Origin of the sequence: Pseudomonas sp. Eqa60, assembly GCF_018326405.1 — a bacterium.
GTDB classification, from domain to species: domain Bacteria; phylum Pseudomonadota; class Gammaproteobacteria; order Pseudomonadales; family Pseudomonadaceae; genus Aquipseudomonas; species Aquipseudomonas protegens.
The window spans coordinates 207978-228185 of sequence record NZ_AP024342.1; the positions used below are offsets into that span (position 1 = coordinate 207978).

Genomic DNA, 20208 nt, shown 5'->3' on the forward strand with positions numbered 1-20208 from the left:
GTTTTTTAGAGGTTACATTGTCTAGCTCTTGTAAGAGGACTTGCTCTTATGTTGAAACGGAAAGTATGGGGGGTATGCGCTGAGCTCAACAGGCTCGTGGTTGTTCAGCTTTGGGAAGGAGGTAATGAAATAGGATGCTGAATTTTAGTCGATGGTTTGAATAGCTGCGGATGTGTGATGATTTATGGGCTGTGTAAAGGGACTAGCAAAAAATGGAAATGAAAGGGCCTCAAGGGACAGGGAATTCACATTTAATTTTTGAGCAGTAGTTTATGAAACTAATAGTTGTTGGTTTCGAAGCGAAAAGTAAAGGAGTCTATTCGGTTCTTTTGAAGTATGGTGCGCGGAAGCTTGTGAGGGAAGTGAGGGTATGTGAAGGCGCTGTGTTATATGCTGAATATGGATCAAGTCTGCAGGAAATTCTGCATAGAAACGTTGGGGAAGCAAAAAATATGCATCGTCTAATATTTAAGTTGCATCGACAAGAGTTTGTAAAATTTCCTTTATGTATCGGAGATTTCTAGTTTTCCGAAGAGGCTGATGTTGAAATTCTTCTGACTAGCTACCTGGTTGTTGGTGTAGGGTGGCTTGGGTTTATTAGAGCGGAATAAAGAATCCCAAGATGGCAGGGCTCTGTTTCATATTTACAATGAGTGAGAGTTTGATTTGGCTTATTCGAATTTAGAGTTTTCTGGGCAGTTTACGCGGATTCATGATCTGGACTTGAGTAGTGCCTGCTTTCTAGTAATAGAGTCCGGAAAATATGTAAGCTCGGAAGCTTTGGACGATATGTTTGATTCTTGGGTCGATTCGATTTCGTATGGCGGCCCTGGTTGTATTGATCTGCAGCTAGATAAATTTCTGAAAAGCCAAGAGTATGCTGATGTAGTTGTAGGCTTGATTGATAGGGTGATCCAAGAGTTGTATTCAATAGCGGATGTTTATCCGAAAGAGAAATTGAGCTCGATGCTGGCAGGCGTAAAGATAACTTTGAATGCGGATTATGAAGTTAAGTTGATAAGAACTGCTTTAGTTGGGTTGCGAAAAATCATTGTAGGTGAAGGATAGCTCATGGGCTGCATGATGACTCAGATGATTTTTCACTAACTCCTGAGTCTTTGATTTTTTCAAGATTGAAAGAAGGTTTGAAAAAAAGCTCTGCTGTGACCTGCATCAAGTTTGTTTTTTCTAGTTTGTCAGCCTTCGGATCATAGTGGGCTATATATTAAGTAAGAGTCACGTAAGTGATGAGTTTTTAGAGTGAAGAAGAAAATATATTATGGTGTAATCGCGCGTGGTACAGAGATATGTATGCATGTATTTTGCATTTTTTAGTGAGATGTAGCATGAGCATTAAACTTAAGACAGAGGCGGGAGTGTTAGAGTTTATTGTCAAAAATATGAAGGCTAAGGATAGTTTTTTTGACTTCGATATTGTCAGTATTTGGTATGATAAATATTCTGGCTGTTTACCGGCTGATTTCTTTTGTAGTTTGAATTTTGATGATATAAATAGGCTTGTTGATTATTTCTATAGGCATAAATTGTCAGTGCTTACTAATCAGGTTAATGAGTCACTGGTTTATATGCCTTTGGAAAGCGACTTTCAAATAAGGTTCATGGCCGGGGAGGCTGAAAGCATGGAAGATGGATACTTTTCCATAGGTTTTTTATTTAACCTTGGAAGTAGTTGCGAAGAATCTTCGAATGTATATTTTGGGTTCGAGGCTGGTATTGATTTTTTAGCGGTAGATGACTTTTGTGTTTCTTTGAAGGAACTGGTGACCGTTGAGCAGTAGATGATTTCCTAGTAATCCACGGTTTTCAAAGTGTTTTAATCTGGTAAGCCATGATGAAAGAAGTATCTCCTCTAATATGTACATCGTGTGAAGAACAGCTCGATGTGTTTAACGAGGGTTCTACCCAAGGGTTAAGGTGTTCCGGTTGTGGCTGGTCCTTGGTTACTACACATATTTCAGACATTAAAATCGATGAGCGAGAATATAAAATTTTTTGTAGCGGTAATTATAAAAGCGAAGCACATGTGCGAGTTGTATCCGAGGTGGCAGGTTATAATTTTTTGATGTCCAGAAAAGCACTGCAGAAAGGCCAATTTCTTCTGTTCTCCGGGCAGGCTGTTGAGGTCTCGCGGGTCAGGAAAATGCTTGGTCACGCAGGGGTTTTATGTACCATCACACCTGATTTTAAGTGGGATTGATCAGGTGGCGATTGTTGTTTGCTAAGCCTCTAAAGTGAATAAGTTAGTTCTTTTATTAACTTAGCTGCAACTTCCGAAAGTACAGGCTATACATCAACCTCCCTTGAATACTCCCGCTCCTGCGGAAGCAGTCTGCTGGCCCCCTCCAAGTCCCCTTCCCGAATGAGTCGATAAATCGAGTGCGCCAACTGCGTGATATCGGTAACCCGCTGTATCCACTGGTTCACATACAACTGCACGGCCTCCTTGCTCAGGCCAATCTGAATGGCCCGATGTTCCTGTGGCCGCAAGTACAGATCCCGTTCCGGGTCCCACTGAATCCGCACCGGCGACTGGTCTTTCAACTTCAACCACTCTTCCTTGCTCATGGACTCGTCGACATGGCTCAGGCAGCCGTTGGCCAGGGCCCATTCGAAGCCTTCGCGGCTGATGTCGATGGCCAGGATGCGGGTCTGTCCGGCGTCCTTAAAACCCCAGCCGGCGCGGTACATCATCCAGAGGAAGGACGGCTTTATCCAGGTCATGCGCTCCATCTTGAAGGGTGGGGAGACGAAGGTGCCGTGGGCCAGGGCGGCGTCGGCGATGCTGTCGGAGTAGGCCTGGTAGACGCGGATGGTGTCGGCGTCGTAGAGCGCGCGGATCTGGCGCTCGGGGATTTCTGTTGCGGGTTTATGCATGGCATTTCCTTATGAAGAATGGGCGGCCGGGAAGCCGCCCTGGGGTGTTTAGAGTTTGGCCTGCGGTTGCAGGCGCCGTGATGTCACATCCAGCAGATCACAGCCATCGCGCAGCAGGATGCTGCACACCAGGGTCAGTTCCTGCAGTAGCACCGGTTCGCTGCGCAGGGTCTCGGCGGCGAAGTTCTCCAGCAGTTGGGTCGCGGCGCGGATGCGAAAGGCTGCGGCGTCGTGCAATACATCGATGGGCGCCTGGGTGTCGATCAGCAGGGAAGGAATCAGGCAGTCGTGGCCGGTTAGGGATATATAACGGTTCATTAGTACACCTCGCTTAATGGATCGATGTACTCGTTACTCCGGTCGCCAAACCAGGTCGCCATATGGGCGACGGCCGGACTATAAGCCGCGGGCTTGCGAGGGTGCAAGGCAAGTGTGGTGGCGTCTTTTCCGAGAGCGTTGTAGGGCTTTTTCCGTACACATCCATCCCGCTTGCGACTGTATTTCCAGGTGTTTAGCCAGGGCGCTTTTGGCGAACGGTCGGCTAGCCTGTATGTACATTTGTAAATACGGAATTGCTTATGTACGTTGCATGGGACGAGGCCAAGAACCACGCCAACATGCTCAAGCACGGCATCGATTTCAACGATGCGGTGGCCCGGTGCTGTCCTTGCGCGATGAGCGCCTGGACTACGGCGAGGAGCGCTGGATCAGCCTCGGTTGGATCAGGACCCTGGTGGGCGTGGTGGTCCATACCGAGCGGCGAGGCCAAGCGATGCGCATTATCTCGGCGCGAAAAGCCACTAAGCGGGAGGCTAAATATTATGTCCAACGGATCGAAAACTGATTGGGATCGCCTGGCGAAAACCGATGACGAGGGCATCGATACTTCTGATATTCCCGAGCTGGATGACGATTTCTTTCGCCGCGCCGAGGTGCACCTGCCGGGCAAGAAGGCCGTGACCATTCGCCTGGATGCCGATGTGCTGGAGTGGTTCAAGGGCCAGGGCGCGGGTTACCAGACGCGGATCAACCAATTGCTGCGCCAGTACATGCAGGCCCACCGGGACTGAGGCCTGTGCATCATTTCAGGAGGCGGGCGGATGGCCCGCCGCTCTTTCCGGCCGGCCGTGGAGGGTGGTTGCCATTGCGATTCCTGTCTGAAATATTCATTTACAACTACCCCCGTCCTCAAGCTCAATCTGCTCCCTTGCCTGGTGCGAAGGAGTGCGCTCTTTCGTGCAGGCTATAGTCTTGTGCTCACCCTGACCTCATCCGCAAATAAGGTGCTTTCGTATGTCTCGCTTTGCCTCCCGCAATACTTGGCTGGCCGTTGGTGCCGCGTTGCTGTGCCTGCACTTGCCCGTGCAGGCACAGGAGCGTTTTACCCTGAACATTCCCGGGGTTTCGGATGACCGGCTGTTCACTACGGGCAATGCCAGCGATGCCAAGGGCTGTGGCGGGCACAATAATTCCCCGGCCTTGAACTGGACCGCCGGCCCGACCGGGACCTTGAGCTACGCCATCGTCATGCACGACCCGGACGGGGCCAAGGGCCAGGGCGTGGATCACTGGGTGCACTACGGCATCAAGCCCACCACCCGGCAGATTCCCGCCGGTGCCGGCAACAAGCCGAACCTGGAAGGGCTGGCCGGCCTCAACAGCCGCAACGGTACTTCCTATATGGGCCCGTGCCCGCCGGTGGGTGACAGCGCGCACCACTACATCATCCAGATCTACGCTCTGGACCTGCCGCCGGAAGCCCTGCCCGCCGGGCTGACCCGCGCCCAACTGCTGGAAAAGATCAACGGTCACGTACTGCGCAACAGCAGTGTGGTGCGCCGCTATTCCCGCTGAGTGAAATTTTTTTCGAAGGCTTAACCCGAATCGCCCAGGGGCTTCGTCTGAAGGGGGGAATGGATCATTTCTTTCCGAGGTCAGCCCCATGTCCCTTCCCGTGCATTTCCTTCGTCCGGCCGCCCAGGGTTTTGCCGCCGGCCTGTTGCTGGCAGTTGCCGGCTGTGGTGTGTCGTCCAAGCCCGAATCCGCTGCCGGCTCGTCAACCCAGGGAGCATTGCCGCAGTACGAGGTGCAGCATGCCGATGCCACCATGGCCAAGCGCGCTGTGCATCCCATGAGGTTGTCAGCGCCGATGCCGGCGCCCATTAGCTCACGGGATTCGCTGGTGGCCGGTTACCGCGACGAGCCCCGGGAGCAGTACCAGAAACTGCCGGACAACCCGATCCACAGCGTCGCCGAAGCACCGGTCTCGACCTTCAGCGCCGACGTCGATACGGGTGCCTATGCCAACGTCCGCCGCTTGCTCAACCAGGGCAGCCTGCCGCCGGAGGGCGCGGTGCGCCTGGAGGAACTGGTCAACTACTTCCCCTACGATTACGCCCTGCCCACGGACGGCTCGCCCTTCGGCGTGACCACCGAGCTGGCGCCGTCGCCGTGGAACCCCCATACCCGCCTGCTGCGCATCGGCATCAAGGCATCGGATCGCGCGGTGGCGGAGCTGGCCCCGGCCAACCTGGTGTTCCTGGTGGATGTCTCCGGCTCCATGGATCGCCGTGAAGGCCTGCCCCTGGTGAAAAGCACCCTCAAGCTGCTGGTGGATCAACTGCGGGACCAGGATCGGGTGTCGCTGGTGGTCTACGCCGGTGAATCACGGGTGGTGCTGGAGCCCACGTCCGGTCGTGACAAGGCGAAGATCCGCACTGCCATCGACCAGCTCACCGCGGGTGGTTCCACGGCGGGCGCCTCGGGTATCCAGCTGGCTTACCAGATGGCCCAGCAGGGTTTTATCGACAAGGGCATCAACCGCATCCTGCTGGCCACCGACGGCGACTTCAACGTCGGCGTCAGCGACTTCGACAGCCTCAAGGCCATGGCCGCCGAGAAGCGCAAGAGTGGTGTCTCCCTGACCACCCTGGGGTTCGGTGTGGACAACTACAACGAGCACCTGATGGAGCAACTGGCCGATGCCGGTGACGGCAACTACGCCTACATCGACAACCTGCGCGAAGCGCGCAAGGTGCTGGTGGACCAGCTCAGCTCGACCTTGGCGGTGGTGGCCAAGGACGTGAAGCTGCAAGTGGAGTTCAACCCGGCCCAGGTCAGCGAATACCGCCTGCTGGGTTATGAGAACCGTGCACTCAAGCGAGAAGACTTCAGCAATGACAAGGTCGACGCCGGGGAAATCGGTGCAGGGCATACGGTTACCGCGTTGTATGAAATTGTCCCGGCTGGCGAGAAGGGTTGGCTGGAGCCGCTGCGTTATGCCCAGGCCAAGGCGCCGCAACAGAGTGGCAAGCAGGGCGAACTGGCCATGCTGCGGCTGCGCTACAAGGCGCCGGAAGGCGGCAGCAGCCGCCTGATCGAACGGCCCATCAGTGCCCAGCAGCCGGGCAGCCTGGCGGCGGCCAGCCCCGACCTGCGCTTCGCCGCAGCCGTGGCGGCGTTCTCCCAGCAGCTCAAGGACGGCCGCTACACCGGCAACTTCAGCCTGGCCGACACGGTCAAGCTGGCCCAGGGCGCCAAGGGTGCCGACCCTTACGGCCTGCGAGGCGAGTTCGTACAGCTGGTGGAGCTGGCGCAAAGCCTGCAAACTCAGGCGCCGAAAGCCCAGGCGGCGCAGCCCGTGGACTTGAGCCAAGTGCAGAGCCGCCTTGAGTAGACCTCAGACCCGCAGTGAACAGGAGTTCAACCGCCCTATGTCTGCTGCCCAATCCACCAGCGACGCCAGCAGCGATGAAACGCTGCTGGCGCGTTACCGTGCCGGAGACCCCGCGGCCTTCGAGGTGCTTTACCAGCGCCATCGCCAGGGCTTGTATCGCTTTGTGCTGAGCCTGTGTGGCAAGGCCGAGCTGGCGGATGAGGTCTACCAGGAAACCTGGCTCAGCCTGATCCGCAGCACCAGCCAGCCCCAGGGCCGGGCCAGCTTCCGGACCTGGTTGTACCAGATTGCCCGCAACCGCTTGATCGACCACTGGCGCAAGCACGGCCAGCGCAACCCGTTGCACGACAGCTATGACGAACAACTGCACGGTGAAGCCGACCAAGCCCCCGGCCCCGAACAGCAACTGAGCCTGTGCCGCGACCAGCAGCGTATCGAAGCCGCCCTGCAGGACCTGCCCGAAGACCAGCGCGAGGTGTTCCTGCTGCGGGCCCACGGCGACCTGGAACTGCCAGAAATCGCCAGCCTGACCCAGGCTCCCCTGGAAACGGTGAAAAGCCGTTTCCGCTATGCGTTGAAAAAATTGCGTCGGCTCCTGGCCGAGGAGGTACTCACATGACTGACGCCCGACAGACCCCAACCCCCGAAGAGCAGATGCTGGCGCATATCCGCCAACACAGTACCCAGGAGCCACCGGCCCATCTCGACGCCCTGATCCTGGCCACTGCCCGCCGCGAAGCCCCGGCGCCCAAGCCCGGCTTCTGGCAACGCTGGATGCAGGCCTGCCTGCGGCCGCGTTATCAACTGGCTTTTGCCAGTCTGTTTGGCGTGGCGCTGGTCATCGGTTTGCTGCGGCCTTCCCCGGAGCACTATCCACAAGAGCAGGCCTTTGTCCCTGCGCCCGCTCCAGCCCCAGCTGCGCCCATGGCACGCCAGGCGGCGCCACGTTCCGCCGAGTTGGCCGGGGCCTTGAGCGTCCCTGAGCCGGCTGCCCCTTCGCCCATCGCTCCGGCGGCCCCTGTCGGCAGTTTTGCCGCGGCGCCGGAGATGGAAGCGTCCGCTGATGCAGCGCCACCTGCGATGGCCAAGCCCAGGGCCGAGTCGAGCAAGCTGGCCAAGCGCATGTCGGCGCCGGTCGCTCCCCGGGCGATCAAGCGATTGAATGAGCAACTGCAGACAGTGCTGCGTCTATGGGACGAGGGCCAGAACCGCGCGGCGGCCGAGCTGCTGCTCCAGCTGCAGGAAACTTATCCACAGGAGGATCTGGACGCGCGCCTGCAAGCCTTGCGTCGTCAATAAGGTGCGGGGGTTGGCTGTCGCAGCGGAAAACGCGCACTATCTGCCCAGTTTCCAGAAAGTGAGAGGCCGGTCATGGCACCCCGCATCGACCGTATTGCTGCAATGTTGAACTGCCCGATCAAGGGCGCGGAGCTGCGCCAGGCCATCAAGGAAAGCCGCAAGGACTTTGGCCTTGAAGAGGGCGAGGACCTCGATCAGCAGGCCGACGACGAAGACGATCAGGCGGACCCGCACTCCGACGCCGTCGAGGAGGAGTGATCCGGCAGCCCCGGCGCTCAGGCGTAGGGGGTGGCGGGCAACTCGATGAACTCGGCGCAGGCACCGTCCGCGGTCATGCGCCGAGCCCGTTCCGGCAGCAGCCGGGCGTGGTTTTCCACTTGCCAGCGATACCAGCTCAGGCGCTGCACGATCCGCCGCCGGCAGGGCTCCGGCAATTGCCCCAGCAGGTCGACACTCTCGGGCGCCCAGCGGGCTCGGGTCGAGTAGTAGCAGAACAGGTTTTCCCGCAGGCCGAAACAGTCCTCAATGCTTTCCTCGACGCTGTACGCGTAGCGCTCGAAGCTGGCACTCAGTTGCTGTGCGCCGTCGGCGTTGTCCCGCAGGTAGGCGAAGATCCCCGGCCAATTGATGCAGTACAGGTGCTCGTCCCAATCGCCGTCCCGTGTCAGGTACTGGCCCTGGCCGCGAAAGAACTGCAGCACTTCCTCGCGCTCCAGAGCCACTTCAAAGTTGCTTTTCATCGGGTGTTCCCTTGACGTCGGCGATGCTCACAGATAACGCCACGCATTCGATCACGCAATCGAAGCCGATTTCCAGGCGCAGGTGATAACCGGGGTCCAGGCGAGTGAGCTGGGTGCGCATGCGCCCGTCGAAGCGCGTGCCGCTGACCGCCAGTTCGCTGATGCCCTGGACCTTGAGCACGAAACTGCAGTGGGTCGCCGCCTCGATCACCGGCCAGCTGGCAGGCACAGACAAGCGCGGCAGTTCACCGCTCAGGTGCAGGCTCAGTTGCTCGCCCTGGAACTGCGGGCCCTGGGTCTCCAGGTCATAGGGCGTGGCGGTCACATCGAACTCGGCCCGCCAGGCTTCAGGGTTGTCGATGCCGAACAGCCAATCCCCGCCGAAACGCTCACGGTGCGGGATTGCCCGGCACTCTGCCAGCGAAGGCAATTGCGCGCGGACCAGGTCTTCCTGCCAGCGCTCCCGTGCCGCGTTCAGCAGGCGCTGGAAAAGGTCCCGGCTGTTGTCGATCACCCCTGGCCAGTTACTGGGCCACTGATCGTATTCGTAGTCGTCCTCGATGGGCTCCCAGATCTGTTCGAAGTCGTAGTCCGGATCATCCAGGGCCGCTTGCAGCACCTCCACCAGCCGCTGTCGATGCCGGAAATTCTCCCGGGAACCGTGGCGCATCAGGCCGTAGTGGCGGACCAGGTATTCGCGGTCGTCCGGGTCATTGGGGTTGTAGCGGTTCAGTTCGGCATCCAGGGCCGGGGGCATGTCATAGCCCATGAACCAGGTGACCCAGTCGCGTATCTGGGGCTCGAAGGGTTGATTGTGCAGGGGATGGCGCAGCATCGGGACCTCCTGTCCGGGGGCGGCGAATGTAGCAAGTTGCGCTTCGCCAGGACAGCCCGGGGCCGTCATGTGTGCGGGGTGCCGTCCGGGCATCGCGCCGTTTTGCATCGCGGATCAACAAAAAAGCCCCAGGCCGTAAGACCTGGGGCTTTTTCGCTGAAGATGGCGCACTCGGCGGGATTCGAACCCACGACCCCTGCCTTCGGAGGGCAGTACTCTATCCAGCTGAGCTACGAGTGCAGTGCGGGCGACATCATACCTATGTCGACTCGGGGCGTCCACGCCGGTTTTCATCGGCTGGTGCTTGTCCGTCGCAACCCCAGGAAACCCGGGCCGTAGTGGCAGTTTTTCCTGCTGAAGCTTCTTCGTACCTGCGCGCAACCTGCAGCCAGAACCGTGCAATCACGGGGCACAGGGAGGTGCAGGAGATGAACTGTTCCATGCCGGGCGGCCTGCAAGCGGGCCTGCCGGACCAACTGTTCGAAGCCAGCTGGAGGGCGGTATTGCCCGGTTTGCAGCGCCGCGCCCGGCAGTTGGCGCGGGGCAACGCCGATGGTGCCCAAGAGTGGCTGGCGGCCACGGCGATCAAGGCGCTGCTGTTCTTTCGTCGCTCGCCGGAGCGGATTCGCGATCCCCAGGGCTTTCTGTTCCTGGTGCTCGATCATGTGTTTGTCGACAGCTGCCGCCGGCAGGCCCGGGAGCAGCGCCTGTTTGTGGATTTCGCCGGGCTCGAGGATGACCCGCTGCAGCAGCTGGAGGCCCCGCAGATGTCGGTGCTCGACCAGGTGGAATTGCTGGAGACCCTGGCCCTGCTCAGTCGACGGGTGGCGCAACTGCCGCCGAAGAAGCGCCGCCTGTTTGAACTAAAGTTTGTCGACGACCTGCCCTATCCCCACATCGCCGCCGAGCTGGGCATGAACCAGCCCTTGGCGCGCAAGTATGTGCAGCTGTTGCGGGCGCAGTTGCGTTGATGCGGCCTGAGGTTTCACAGCCGGCTCGCTCGGGCGTTCCTGTTCAGTGAGCCTGTTTTCGATGCTGTAGCCGGTGCCGCCGCCTTCTGCGGTGGGCCATTCCATCTAAGGAGAGATGTATGCCCGATCCAATGGTCAACTCGCAGATCACCGATGCCGTCACCCAGACCAACGTCAAGGTCGTGGCCGAGGCTCCGGCCCAGGCCATCGCCTCGCTGTACCAGGTGGCCAGCCACTCGGCCGGCTTGTCTTTGCAGAACGCGGTCAACAGCCAGCAGGCGCTCAACCAGATCTCCAATGCGGTGGTGTCCAAGGCCGTGGCGCTGATCATGGCGATCGGCGAGTAGGGCTGATCGCCCGGGAGAATCGTCATGGCCTGGTTCAAGAAGAAAACCCCACCCGCAGCCGCGGTCGATGAAAGCGCCGGCGCGGCGGCCGACCCTGGCGCCGCTGCAGTAGCCGCCGAGCCTGAGGCACCCTCGGCGATGGCCGGTGACGCCGCCTCGACAGCCAGCGCGCCGGCGCCCGATCCTGCGCCATCGCCTGCAGGCCCGGCGCAGCCCTCGATGATGCAGACGATGAACGCGCACCTGCTCAAGCAGGCCGGCACGCCCAGCAGCGACAGCACCGATGCCCTGAACAGCCAGATTGTCCAGGCGGTGCAGTTCAGCAATGCCCAGACCTTCAGCTATGCCCCGGCGCAGATCGCAGCAGCGCCGGACATGATGATCAGCCAGGCCGCCGGCCTGGTGGCGCAGTCGGCGGCGGGGTATTTCGACGGGGTCAGCAAGCTGGCCCTGGCGGCCCAGGCGGTGCTGCTCAAGCAGATGACCGAGAACATCGTCAAAGAGAACGTCAAGGGGGCTGCCGAGGATGCCCTGGGCGCGTTGGTCACCGATCTGCTGGTGGGCGCGGCGGCAGCGGTGGCGGCGGCTGCCGGGGCCATGGAGGCCGACGCGGCCGGCGTGGCCATCGACAAGATCGACCAGAGCATCGCCAAGTACAGCAGCACCCTGGCCAATCGCACACCGTCCTCCTGAGCAAGCGCCCCGGGCGCGCCAGGTGCCCGGGGCCTGCACGGCCAGGAGCATGACCGCGACACAGGCTTTCCCCCTGGCGTTGAAGTTCGACGGACCCGGTGCCCAGCCCTTCAACGTCATTCATTGAGTAAGGAGCATGCAATGGCGAATGAAGAGCAGACCCCGATGGCGACGATATTCGGCTTTGCCGAGAAGTATCTGAAACGCCCCTTGACCCAGGTCGAGCGCCAGGTACTGGAGGCATTTGCCCAGGACAAGCCGCTGGACATGTCCAGGGCCGCGCAACAGAGCGTCGATCAGGCGCGGCAGCGGGCCACGGAGCTGATGCAGTCCGATGGGCTGCGCACCCGGCAGATCATCGATCAACTGGCCGGTTCCGCCGCCGCGGGCAAGGCCGATCCCCAGGCGCGGGAGCTGGTGCTGCGCCAATTGCTGGCGGCCGCCGAGTCCGAGGAGCCGCTGTCGGTATCGCCCCCCGGGGCCGGCCTGGTGACGACCGCCGCCGCTGCAGCCGCCGCGGCGGCGCTGGCGCCGGCACTGTCCCCGGCCAGCTTCCCGGCGGACGACCCGCAGCTCAAGGCAATGATCAGCGCCCTGGTCCAGCAGGAGGTGAAAGCCGCGGTCGAGGCGCGGATGGCCGGGCTGTCGCAGAAAGTCGAAGACACCCTCCAGCAACTGACCGCCGGCAGTGGGCAATAAGGGCCCCCTGAAATAACCGCAAGGCCGTTCAAGCCCCGCTTCACAGCATCAGGGCTGCCACGTTCACTCAATGACACGGAATGCTCCGTGTGCCTAACAAAGGAAGTTGAGCCATGCCACTTGTAAACGAACAAATCACCGATGCCGTCACCCAGACCAACGTCAAGGTCGTCGCCGAAGCGCCGGCCATGGCGATGGGCACCATCTACCAATCCATGGCCCAGGCCACCGCGATCCTGTTCCAGAACTCGGTCTCGGCGCAGCAGCAGCAAAACACCCTGGCCCAGGCGGCCACCAACCAGGGCGTGATGCAGATCTACAGCGTCGACACCACCGCCGGGGCGGCGGCCACCGAAAAAGTCGCCCAGGGCGGGGTCTCCGACAACCTCACCAGCCTGCTGACGGTTCTCAAGTCCTTTCAGAGCTGATGGCTGAAAGCCTGATTTTCCGTTGAACCTACCTGCTGAAAAAATGGAGTTTTTATGAGCACAGTCAGTCCGCAAATCACCGATGCCGTCACCCAGACCAACGTCAAGGTCGTCGCCGAAGCGCCAGCCATGTCGATGGGCACCATCTACCAGTCCATGGGCCAGTCCGTGGCCATCCTGTTCCAGAACTCGGTTTCGGCGCAGCAGCAGCAAAACACCCTGGCCCAGGCGGCCACCAACCAGGGCGTGATGCAGATCTACAGCGTCGACACCACCGCCGGTGCGTCGGCCACCGAGAAAGTCGCCCAGGGCGGTGTGGCCGACAACCTCACCAGCCTGTTGACGGTGCTCAAGTCGTTCAGTAGCTGACCGTTCCCCAGGCGCCATGCCAGCGCCCCCGCCGCCTGCCATAGGCTGCGGGGGCGTTGTCTTTTGCCCGGCGGCATGGGAGGTTGAAGCGGATTTTTTACCGCTAGGCGCCTTTACGTTCTTTTTTTCGAACAGCCTATTGTCCTTTACCCCCGTTGACCCTAGGATTCGTTTGAGATTTCAAACGCTCTTGCCTGGGTGCCCAAACGCACGTCTATTCTTGTGTGCGACTTTTTCGTGCTTTTACCCAGTGAACGATTTTCCTGACGGCAGCCTGGCCACGGGCTGGTGACAGCGCCCCGGCGCTCTCCTCCTGACCTGGCGCCTTTCTACAATCACAATTCGCCCCGCGTATGCGCGGTGCTGTTAAGGAAGCCGACATGCAGCTCAAAGACGCCCAGTTGTTCCGCCAACAAGCCTTCATCGATGGAGCTTGGGTCGACGCGGACAACGGCCAGACGATCAAGGTCAACAACCCCGCTACCGGTGAAATCCTCGGTACCGTGCCAAAGATGGGCGCTGCCGAAACCCGCCGCGCCATCGAGGCCGCCGACAAGGCCCTGCCGGCCTGGCGTGCCCTGACTGCCAAGGAGCGCGCCACCAAGCTGCGCCGCTGGTATGAATTGCTGATCGAGAACCAGGACGACCTGGGTCGCCTGATGACCCTGGAGCAGGGTAAGCCGCTGGCCGAAGCCAAGGGCGAAATCGCCTACGCCGCCTCCTTCATCGAATGGTTCGCCGAAGAAGCCAAGCGCATCTACGGTGACGTGATTCCCGGCCACCAGCCCGACAAGCGCCTGATCGTGATCAAGCAGCCGATCGGCGTGACCGCGGCCATCACCCCGTGGAACTTCCCGGCGGCGATGATCACCCGTAAAGCCGGCCCGGCCCTGGCCGCCGGTTGCACCATGGTCATCAAGCCCGCTTCGCAAACCCCGTTCTCGGCCCTGGCCCTGGTGGAACTGGCGCACCGTGCCGGCATCCCGAAAGGCGTGCTGAGCGTGGTCACCGGCAGCGCCGGCGACATCGGCGGCGAGCTCACCAGCAACCCGATCGTGCGCAAGCTGTCGTTCACTGGCTCCACCGAGATCGGTCGCCAGCTGATGGCCGAATGCGCCAAGGACATCAAGAAAGTCTCCCTGGAGCTGGGCGGCAACGCGCCGTTCATCGTGTTCGACGACGCGGACCTGGATAAGGCCGTCGAAGGCGCGATCATCTCCAAGTACCGCAACAACGGCCAGACCTGCGTCTGCGCCAACCGCCTGTACATCCAGGATTCGGTCTACGACGCCTTCGCCGAGAAATTGAAGGCAGCAGTGGCCAAGCTGAAGATCGGCAACGGCCTGGAAGAAGGCACCACCACTGGCCCGCTGATCGACGAAAAAGCCGTGGCCAAGGTCCAGGAACACATCGCCGACGCCCTGAAAAAAGGCGCGACCCTGCTGGCCGGCGGCAAGTCTATGGAAGGCAACTTCTTCGAGCCGACCATCCTGGTCAACGTGCCCAAGGATGCAGCCGTGGCCAAGGAAGAAACCTTTGGCCCACTGGCGCCGCTGTTCCGCTTCAAAGACGAAGCCGAAGTCATCGCCATGTCCAACGACACCGAGTTCGGCCTGGCCTCGTACTTCTATGCCCGTGACCTGGGCCGTGTGTTCCGTGTGGCCGAGGCCTTGGAATACGGCATGGTCGGGGTCAACACCGGCCTGATCTCCAACGAAGTGGCGCCGTTCGGCGGCATCAAGGCCTCGGGCCTGGGCCGTGAAGGTTCCAAGTACGGGATCGAGGATTACCTGGAAATCAAATACCTCTGCCTGGGTATCTGATCCGGTTTCAAGCGCCGGGGGCACGAGAGCGCTGTCCCCCTGCGCAGCTTTAAAAAACGCACTTTTCAAGGTGGCCCGGGACCGCTCCGACAGTCGATCATCGCATGCTGTCGCAGGCGCTTCCCCGCCCCGCAACCCTTGAATCACACCGCTGCCGCAGCGGTGAATGAGGACACTATGAGCAAGACCAACGCATCTTTGATGAAACGCCGTGAAGCCGCTGTACCGCGCGGTGTTGGCCAGATTCACCCGATCTTCGCCGACAGCGCGAAGAACGCCACCGTCACCGACGTTGAAGGCCGCGAGTTCATCGACTTCGCCGGCGGTATCGCGGTACTGAACACCGGTCACGTGCACCCGAAGATCATCGCCGCGGTGACCGAGCAACTGAACAAGCTGACCCACACCTGCTTCCAGGTCCTGGCCTACGAGCCTTACGTGGAGCTGTGCGAGAAAATCAACGCCAAGGTGCCAGGTGATTTCGCCAAGAAAACCCTGCTGGTGACCACCGGTTCCGAAGCCGTAGAGAACGCCGTGAAGATCGCCCGTGCCGCCACTGGCCGCGCCGGCGTGATCGCCTTCACCGGCGCCTACCACGGCCGCACCATGATGACCCTGGGCCTGACCGGCAAGGTCGTGCCTTACTCGGCCGGCATGGGCCTGATGCCAGGCGGCATCTTCCGCGCGCTGTACCCGAATGAACTGCACGGCGTGAGCATCGACGACTCCATCGCCAGCATCGAGCGCATCTTCAAGAACGACGCCGAGCCTCGTGATATCGCCGCGATCATCATCGAGCCGGTGCAGGGCGAAGGCGGCTTCTACGTCGCGCCCAAAGAGTTCATGAAGCGCCTGCGCGCCCTGTGCGACCAGCACGGCATCCTGCTGATCGCTGACGAAGTGCAGACCGGCGCTGGCCGTACCGGCACCTTCTTCGCCATGGAACAGATGGGCGTTACCGCCGACCTGACCACCTTCGCCAAGTCCATCGCCGGCGGCTTCCCGCTGGCCGGTGTCTGCGGCAAGGCCGAGTACATGGACGCCATCGCTCCAGGCGGCCTGGGCGGCACCTACGCCGGTAGCCCGATCGCCTGTGCCGCGGCCCTGGCGGTGATGGAAGTGTTCGAGGAAGAGCACCTGCTGGATCGCTGCAAGGCTGTTGGCGAGCGCCTGGTGACCGGCCTCAAGGCCATCCAGGCCAAGTACCCGGTGATCGGTGAAGTGCGTGCCCTGGGCGCGATGATCGCGGTGGAACTGTTCGAGAATGGCGACAGCCACAAGCCGAACGCCGCTGCCGTGGCCCAGGTCGTGGCCAAGGCTCGCGACAAGGGGCTGATCCTGCTGTCCTGCGGCACCTACGGCAACGTTCTGCGGGTTCTGGTACCGCTGACCTCGCCGGATGCGCAGCTGGACAAAGGCCTGGCCATCATCGAAGAGTGCTTCGCTGAACTCTGATGACGCTGTGACCTGATCGACAGAAAAACCCGCTTCGGCGGGTTTTTTTTCGTCCTCAGGCGGCTCCAGCGGGATTTGCGCTGTATGGAAGCCCGTGCATTGACTAAGGTGCAAGGGATTGCCTAGGGAGCGTGCTGCATGACCGCTGTTGATTTACCCGCTGTACCTCGCGTGCTGATTGCCGAGGCTGATCCCTGGTCTCGTGATTTGCTCAAGCAAGTGCTGTTGAACGTGCGCTGTGATGCGCGTCTGGACTTGTGTGCCGACGGTCAGGAGGCCATGGACCTGCTGAGCGCCAAACCCTATGACCTGATCATTGCCGATTGGGAGCTGCCGGGCATCGATGGCCTGTCGCTGTTGCGCGCGGTGCGCCAGCGCAAGCGCAACCCGGTGCAGCCGTTCATCCTGCTGAGCGTGCGCAGCGACAGCGCCAGCGTGCGCGAGGCCTTGCCCCTGGCGCCCACTGCCTACCTGACCAAGCCCCTGAACATGGAGGGGCTGACCCAGCGCCTGCAGGGCCTGCTGCTGGACGCCGGCCAGGAAGTCTCCTGCGAGGTGCCGGCCCTGGCGCCGGGCATGACCCTGTGGCCCTTTCTCGAACGCCGGCGCGATGTGGCCGACGGCGCGCCGCTGCTCACCGATGTGCAACTGGCGGTCAAGCGCAGCCTCAACCCCGAAGGCCTGGATCTCAAGGTGCTGGAGGAAGAGATCCGCACCGATCCCCAGGTCACCGCGGTGCTGATCGCTGCAGCCAACAGCGCCGCGCAGCACCATGGCGACGGCGTGCAGACCCTGTCCCAGGCCCTGCATCGGCTGGGCACCGGGCAGAGCATGAACCTGATCCTCGGCCTGACCCTCAAGCGCAGCGCGCGCCTGAGCGATCCGGCCCTGGCCGACTATGCCGAGCGCTATTGGGAGCTGTCCCTGCATACCGCGGAATACGGCCGGACCCTGGCGCGCCTGCTGGACCTGGACCAGGAGCGCTGCTACTGCGCCGGGCTACTGCATCGCCTGGGCGACCTGGCGCTGCTGCGTTGCCTGCAGGAGTGGAAACAGGCCGGCGGCGAGCTGGACGACCAGGAAGAAATCGGCGATGCCCTGGAGCGCTTTGGCGCGGCCTACGGCTCGGCGCTGCGGACCCGCTGGCGCATGCCCCTTGAACTGCGGGAACTGATTGCCTCGATCTACCAGTTGGGCGGTGGGGTGTATTCCCGCGAGGCGCTGGTGATGAACCTGGCGGCGCAGCTGGCGCGGCTGACCGAGCACGAAGGGGTGGAAGAGATCGCGCGCTGCAAGACCGCGCGGCTGCTGAAGGTCGGGCTGCCGGAACTGACCCGCCTGCGCAAGGGCTGAACCACTGTAGGAGCCGGCTGGCCGGCGAAGAGGCCTTCGAGTCTTGTGCAAGCCTTGCGGGCGCCTTCGCGGGCCAGCCAGCTCCTACGGGCGAGTGGTCGCGGGTTTATCCGGTGATGATGCGGTTCTTGCCCTGGCGCTTGGCTTCGTACATGGCGCTGTCGGCGCGGGCGAACAGGTTGTCCAGGCTTTCGTCTTCCGCCAGCAGGCCGGTCAGGCCCTGGCTCACGGTGATGGTGAACGTCTGGCCCTGGTGGCTGAAATTCTGGCGCTGGATCTCCCGTTGCAGGCGCTCGGCCACCTGGCGCGCCATGTCCGCGGTGCAGCCGGGAAAAACCGCGGCGAACTCCTCGCCACCGATCCGCCCGAACAGGTCGCCGCGACGCAGGGCCGCGCGCCCGCTTTCGGCGATGCGCTGCAGGACGATGTCGCCTTCGGGGTGGCCGTAGGTGTCGTTGATCACTTTGAAGTCATCGATATCCAGCAGCAGGAAGGCCAGGGACGAGCCTTGCAGGCGCGCCTGCTCGAACTCGCGGTTGGCGCATTCGAAGAAGTGCCGACGGTTGCTGCTCTGGGTCAGCACGTCGGTGGTGGCCAGGCGTTGCAACTCGGTTTCCAGCTGCTTCTTTTCGGTGATGTCTTCGGCGATGCCGACCACGATCAGGCGTTGCCCGGGCTCGGCATTGCGGTTGATGAAGCATTTGTCGCTGAGCCAGCGCACCTGGCCCTGGGCATCGATGATGCGGTATTCGCGATCTTCCACCGCGCCCTTTTCCAGGACCTGGGCCAGGCTGCGCTCGGCGTACTCCAGGTCATCGGGGTAGATGCTGTCGCGCCATTGATTGCAGTCCGCCAGGAGCAGGCCTGCGGGGCGACCGAAGATCCGTTCATAGGCCGGGCTGACGTACAGCACCTGGCGGCTGTCCCAGTCGAAGGCCCAGAGCACCGCGTTGACACTGACCAGCAGCGAGCTGAACAGCTGCTCGCGTTCGGTCAGGCGGGCCACTTCGCCCTGTGCATGCATCAGGGCCATCAGGGTTTGCGCGGCTTCGGGCCACTGTGGAAGCGCAGAGGGAGTGTGTGGGTTCTTGTTGACCATCGGCACAGATCTCAAAGGGCGTGCCGCGCGCCGTTAGGCAGCGGCTACAACCAAGCCCGCCTGGGTGGCGAAGTGTTGTTTGAGATAGGGGATCGGGCGCTAAGTTCCCGGCCGCTACAGCGATAGCGCGAGCGCCCGCCAGACGGTCGAGAGGGGCCTGCAAGGCTTGATTTCAGAAGGGCAGCCCCTCGCCACGGGAGTGGCGAGGGGCTGGGGTCAGGCGGTGGTGGGGCGCAGGGAATAGGTCTTGAGCTGATGGGCGAAATCACGCAGGGACTGAATGCCGCTGGCCTCGGCCTCGTGTACCCAATCCTTGATGGCCGCGAGCATGTCGTGGCCGTTGGAGCTGGTCTTGACCCAGATCTGCTGCAGGGCCAGACGCTTCTCGTAGATCACCTTCAAGGCCTGGCTGTGCTCCAGCATGCTCTGGATGCGCAGGTGGTGGCGGTCTTCCAGCAGGCTGGTTTCCCGGGACAGCAGGCGCTTGGCGCGGTGGAACTGGTGGCGCACCGAATGATCGACCTTGGCCAGTTCCTGTTTCACCAGCGGGCCGATCACCAGCTTGCGGTACTGGGCCATGATCTGGAACCGGTTGTTGAGGATGGCCATGGCGGTGTCCATGTCCAGGTGGCCCTTGCCTTCGACCCGGTGGGCGATGGGCGCCACGCGCTGGACCCTGGCCAGACGCAGGAAGCTGAAGACCTTGATCCAGGCCCAGCCCAGGTCGAACTCCCACTTCTTCACCGAGAGCTTGGCCGAGTTGGGGTAGGTGTGGTGGTTGTTGTGCAGCTCTTCGCCGCCGACGATGATGCCCCAGGGCACCAGGTTGGTGGCGGCGTCGCGGCATTCGAAGTTGCGGTAGCCCACCGCATGCCCCAGGCCATTGATGACCCCGGCGGCCCAGAACGGAATCCACATCATCTGGATGGCCCAGATGGTGATGCCGATGGTGCCGAACAGCAGCAGGTCGATGGCTGCCATCAGCGCCACGCCGCCCAGCTTGTAGCGGCTGTAGAGGTTGCGTTCGATCCAGTCTTCCGGGCAGTTCTTGCCGTAGATGCGCAGGGTCTCCGGGTTCTTCGCCTCTTCGCGATACAGCTCGGCGCCCTTGCGCAGCACGGTGGACAGGCCCTTGACCACCGGGCTGTGGGGGTCGTCGGCGGTTTCGCACTTGGCGTGGTGCTTGCGGTGGATGGCGGTCCACTCGCGGGTGTTCTGCGCCGTGGTCAGCCACAGCCAGAAGCGGAAGAAATGTTTCAGGCCGGCGTTGAGTTCCAGGGAACGGTGCGCGGAATAGCGATGCAGATAGACCGTGACCGCGACAATGGTCACGTGGGTCATCAACAGGGTGACTGCCACCAGTTGCCAGGCGGACAAGCCAAGTAAACCTTCGTACCACATAGGCGATAAGGCCCTCGATAAAGAAAAAAACAGCCCAGGCATTATCACTAAGCCCACTGAGAAAACCAGTCGCCCTTTCAGATAAGAGTGGCGGAATGTTTCTTCCTCTATAATCCCAAACTTTT

General features: G+C 61.1%; 24 protein-coding genes, 1 tRNA gene and 1 pseudogene. 19 read left to right on the forward strand and 7 right to left on the reverse strand.

Going from position 1 to position 20208, the window contains the following annotated elements; all coding sequences use genetic code 11:
* Positions 1-666: 666 nt before the first annotated feature.
* The 3 genes from KI242_RS00880 (at position 667) to KI242_RS00890 (ending at position 2218) form a co-directional block, all read left to right on the forward strand.
* A complete protein-coding gene (locus KI242_RS00880; RefSeq protein ID WP_212805837.1) occupies positions 667-1068 on the forward strand; it encodes a hypothetical protein in 402 nt (133 codons plus the stop codon).
* A 278-nt stretch (positions 1069-1346) separates the two neighbouring features.
* Positions 1347-1799 carry a hypothetical protein gene (locus KI242_RS00885; protein WP_183000614.1) on the forward strand — a complete coding sequence of 151 codons (453 nt, stop codon included), beginning with the start codon at positions 1347-1349 and terminating at the stop codon, positions 1797-1799.
* A 53-nt stretch (positions 1800-1852) separates the two neighbouring features.
* On the forward strand, positions 1853-2218 hold the full coding sequence (locus KI242_RS00890) for a hypothetical protein (RefSeq protein WP_141679917.1): 366 nt from the start codon (positions 1853-1855) through the stop codon (positions 2216-2218).
* A gap of 86 nt (positions 2219-2304) precedes the next feature.
* Here the strand turns inward: KI242_RS00890 and KI242_RS00895 are convergent, their stop codons facing one another.
* Both KI242_RS00895 and KI242_RS00900 read right to left on the reverse strand, forming a co-directional pair.
* The gene (locus tag KI242_RS00895) at positions 2305-2895 is read right to left on the reverse strand and encodes a DUF4291 domain-containing protein (RefSeq protein ID WP_212805838.1); all 591 of its coding nucleotides are present in this window, start codon (positions 2893-2895) and stop codon (positions 2305-2307) included.
* A 48-nt stretch (positions 2896-2943) separates the two neighbouring features.
* Positions 2944-3213, reverse strand: coding sequence for a hypothetical protein (locus tag KI242_RS00900; protein ID WP_072452194.1), 270 nt, complete (start codon positions 3211-3213; stop codon positions 2944-2946).
* A 260-nt stretch (positions 3214-3473) separates the two neighbouring features.
* Between KI242_RS00900 and KI242_RS00905 the strand changes: the two are divergent.
* The 7 genes and pseudogenes from KI242_RS00905 to KI242_RS00935 all read left to right on the forward strand — a co-directional run bounded on the left by KI242_RS00905 (position 3474) and on the right by KI242_RS00935 (position 8128).
* A pseudogene (locus KI242_RS00905) lies at positions 3474-3739 on the forward strand (BrnT family toxin).
* Complete coding sequence (locus KI242_RS00910) at positions 3717-3965, forward strand: BrnA antitoxin family protein (RefSeq protein ID WP_103407933.1); 249 nt, start codon at positions 3717-3719, stop codon at positions 3963-3965. Before KI242_RS00905 ends, KI242_RS00910 begins: the two are co-directional and overlap by 23 nt.
* A gap of 223 nt (positions 3966-4188) precedes the next feature.
* The gene (locus KI242_RS00915) at positions 4189-4749 is read left to right on the forward strand and encodes a YbhB/YbcL family Raf kinase inhibitor-like protein (RefSeq protein WP_011058553.1); all 561 of its coding nucleotides are present in this window, start codon (positions 4189-4191) and stop codon (positions 4747-4749) included.
* 88 nt (positions 4750-4837) lie between these two features.
* A complete protein-coding gene (locus tag KI242_RS00920; protein ID WP_015633702.1) occupies positions 4838-6571 on the forward strand; it encodes a VWA domain-containing protein in 1734 nt (577 codons plus the stop codon).
* Between the two features lie 37 nt (positions 6572-6608).
* Positions 6609-7190 carry an RNA polymerase sigma factor gene (locus KI242_RS00925; protein ID WP_011058554.1) on the forward strand — a complete coding sequence of 194 codons (582 nt, stop codon included), beginning with the start codon at positions 6609-6611 and terminating at the stop codon, positions 7188-7190.
* On the forward strand, positions 7187-7870 hold the full coding sequence (locus KI242_RS00930; RefSeq protein ID WP_065364754.1) for a hypothetical protein: 684 nt from the start codon (positions 7187-7189) through the stop codon (positions 7868-7870). Before KI242_RS00925 ends, KI242_RS00930 begins: the two co-directional genes overlap by 4 nt.
* Positions 7871-7942: 72 nt before the next feature.
* Positions 7943-8128 (forward strand): hypothetical protein, encoded by a 186-nt coding sequence (locus KI242_RS00935; protein ID WP_015633704.1) that lies wholly within the window; start codon positions 7943-7945, stop codon positions 8126-8128.
* Between the two features lie 17 nt (positions 8129-8145).
* On the opposite strand, the gene KI242_RS00940 is transcribed toward KI242_RS00935, so the two are convergent.
* The 3 genes from KI242_RS00940 to KI242_RS00950 form a co-directional block, all read right to left on the reverse strand.
* The gene (locus tag KI242_RS00940) at positions 8146-8610 is read right to left on the reverse strand and encodes a hypothetical protein (RefSeq protein ID WP_011058557.1); all 465 of its coding nucleotides are present in this window, start codon (positions 8608-8610) and stop codon (positions 8146-8148) included.
* Complete coding sequence (locus tag KI242_RS00945) at positions 8594-9445, reverse strand: hypothetical protein (protein WP_011058558.1); 852 nt, start codon at positions 9443-9445, stop codon at positions 8594-8596. The genes KI242_RS00940 and KI242_RS00945 overlap by 17 nt, the downstream gene beginning before the upstream one ends.
* A gap of 163 nt (positions 9446-9608) precedes the next feature.
* Positions 9609-9685, reverse strand: a tRNA-Arg gene (locus tag KI242_RS00950).
* 188 nt (positions 9686-9873) lie between these two features.
* Here KI242_RS00950 and KI242_RS00955 point away from each other — a divergent pair.
* The 9 genes from KI242_RS00955 to KI242_RS00995 all read left to right on the forward strand — a co-directional run bounded on the left by KI242_RS00955 (position 9874) and on the right by KI242_RS00995 (position 17583).
* A complete protein-coding gene (locus KI242_RS00955) occupies positions 9874-10416 on the forward strand; it encodes a sigma-70 family RNA polymerase sigma factor (protein WP_072443737.1) in 543 nt (180 codons plus the stop codon).
* A gap of 119 nt (positions 10417-10535) precedes the next feature.
* Positions 10536-10763, forward strand: a complete 228-nt coding sequence (locus KI242_RS00960; protein WP_011058560.1) for a RebB family R body protein — start codon at positions 10536-10538, stop codon at positions 10761-10763.
* A gap of 24 nt (positions 10764-10787) precedes the next feature.
* Entirely contained in the window at positions 10788-11456 is a 669-nt protein-coding gene (locus KI242_RS00965; protein ID WP_212805839.1) for a hypothetical protein, read from the forward strand.
* A gap of 141 nt (positions 11457-11597) precedes the next feature.
* Positions 11598-12155, forward strand: a complete 558-nt coding sequence (locus tag KI242_RS00970) for a hypothetical protein (protein WP_015633707.1) — start codon at positions 11598-11600, stop codon at positions 12153-12155.
* Between the two features lie 113 nt (positions 12156-12268).
* Entirely contained in the window at positions 12269-12583 is a 315-nt protein-coding gene (locus KI242_RS00975) for a RebB family R body protein (RefSeq protein WP_011058563.1), read from the forward strand.
* 54 nt (positions 12584-12637) lie between these two features.
* Positions 12638-12952 (forward strand): RebB family R body protein, encoded by a 315-nt coding sequence (locus tag KI242_RS00980; RefSeq protein WP_011058564.1) that lies wholly within the window; start codon positions 12638-12640, stop codon positions 12950-12952.
* 380 nt (positions 12953-13332) lie between these two features.
* On the forward strand, positions 13333-14775 hold the full coding sequence (gabD, locus tag KI242_RS00985; RefSeq protein WP_011058565.1) for an NADP-dependent succinate-semialdehyde dehydrogenase: 1443 nt from the start codon (positions 13333-13335) through the stop codon (positions 14773-14775).
* A 177-nt stretch (positions 14776-14952) separates the two neighbouring features.
* Entirely contained in the window at positions 14953-16230 is a 1278-nt protein-coding gene (gene gabT, locus KI242_RS00990) for a 4-aminobutyrate--2-oxoglutarate transaminase (protein WP_011058566.1), read from the forward strand.
* A 138-nt stretch (positions 16231-16368) separates the two neighbouring features.
* The gene (locus KI242_RS00995) at positions 16369-17583 is read left to right on the forward strand and encodes a response regulator (RefSeq protein ID WP_011058567.1); all 1215 of its coding nucleotides are present in this window, start codon (positions 16369-16371) and stop codon (positions 17581-17583) included.
* A gap of 106 nt (positions 17584-17689) precedes the next feature.
* On the opposite strand, the gene KI242_RS01000 is transcribed toward KI242_RS00995, so the two are convergent.
* Positions 17690-18682 (reverse strand): sensor domain-containing diguanylate cyclase, encoded by a 993-nt coding sequence (locus KI242_RS01000; protein ID WP_011058568.1) that lies wholly within the window; start codon positions 18680-18682, stop codon positions 17690-17692.
* A gap of 216 nt (positions 18683-18898) precedes the next feature.
* On the reverse strand, positions 18899-20083 hold the full coding sequence (gene desA, locus KI242_RS01005; RefSeq protein WP_011058569.1) for a delta-9 fatty acid desaturase DesA: 1185 nt from the start codon (positions 20081-20083) through the stop codon (positions 18899-18901).
* Positions 20084-20208 lie beyond the last annotated feature (125 nt).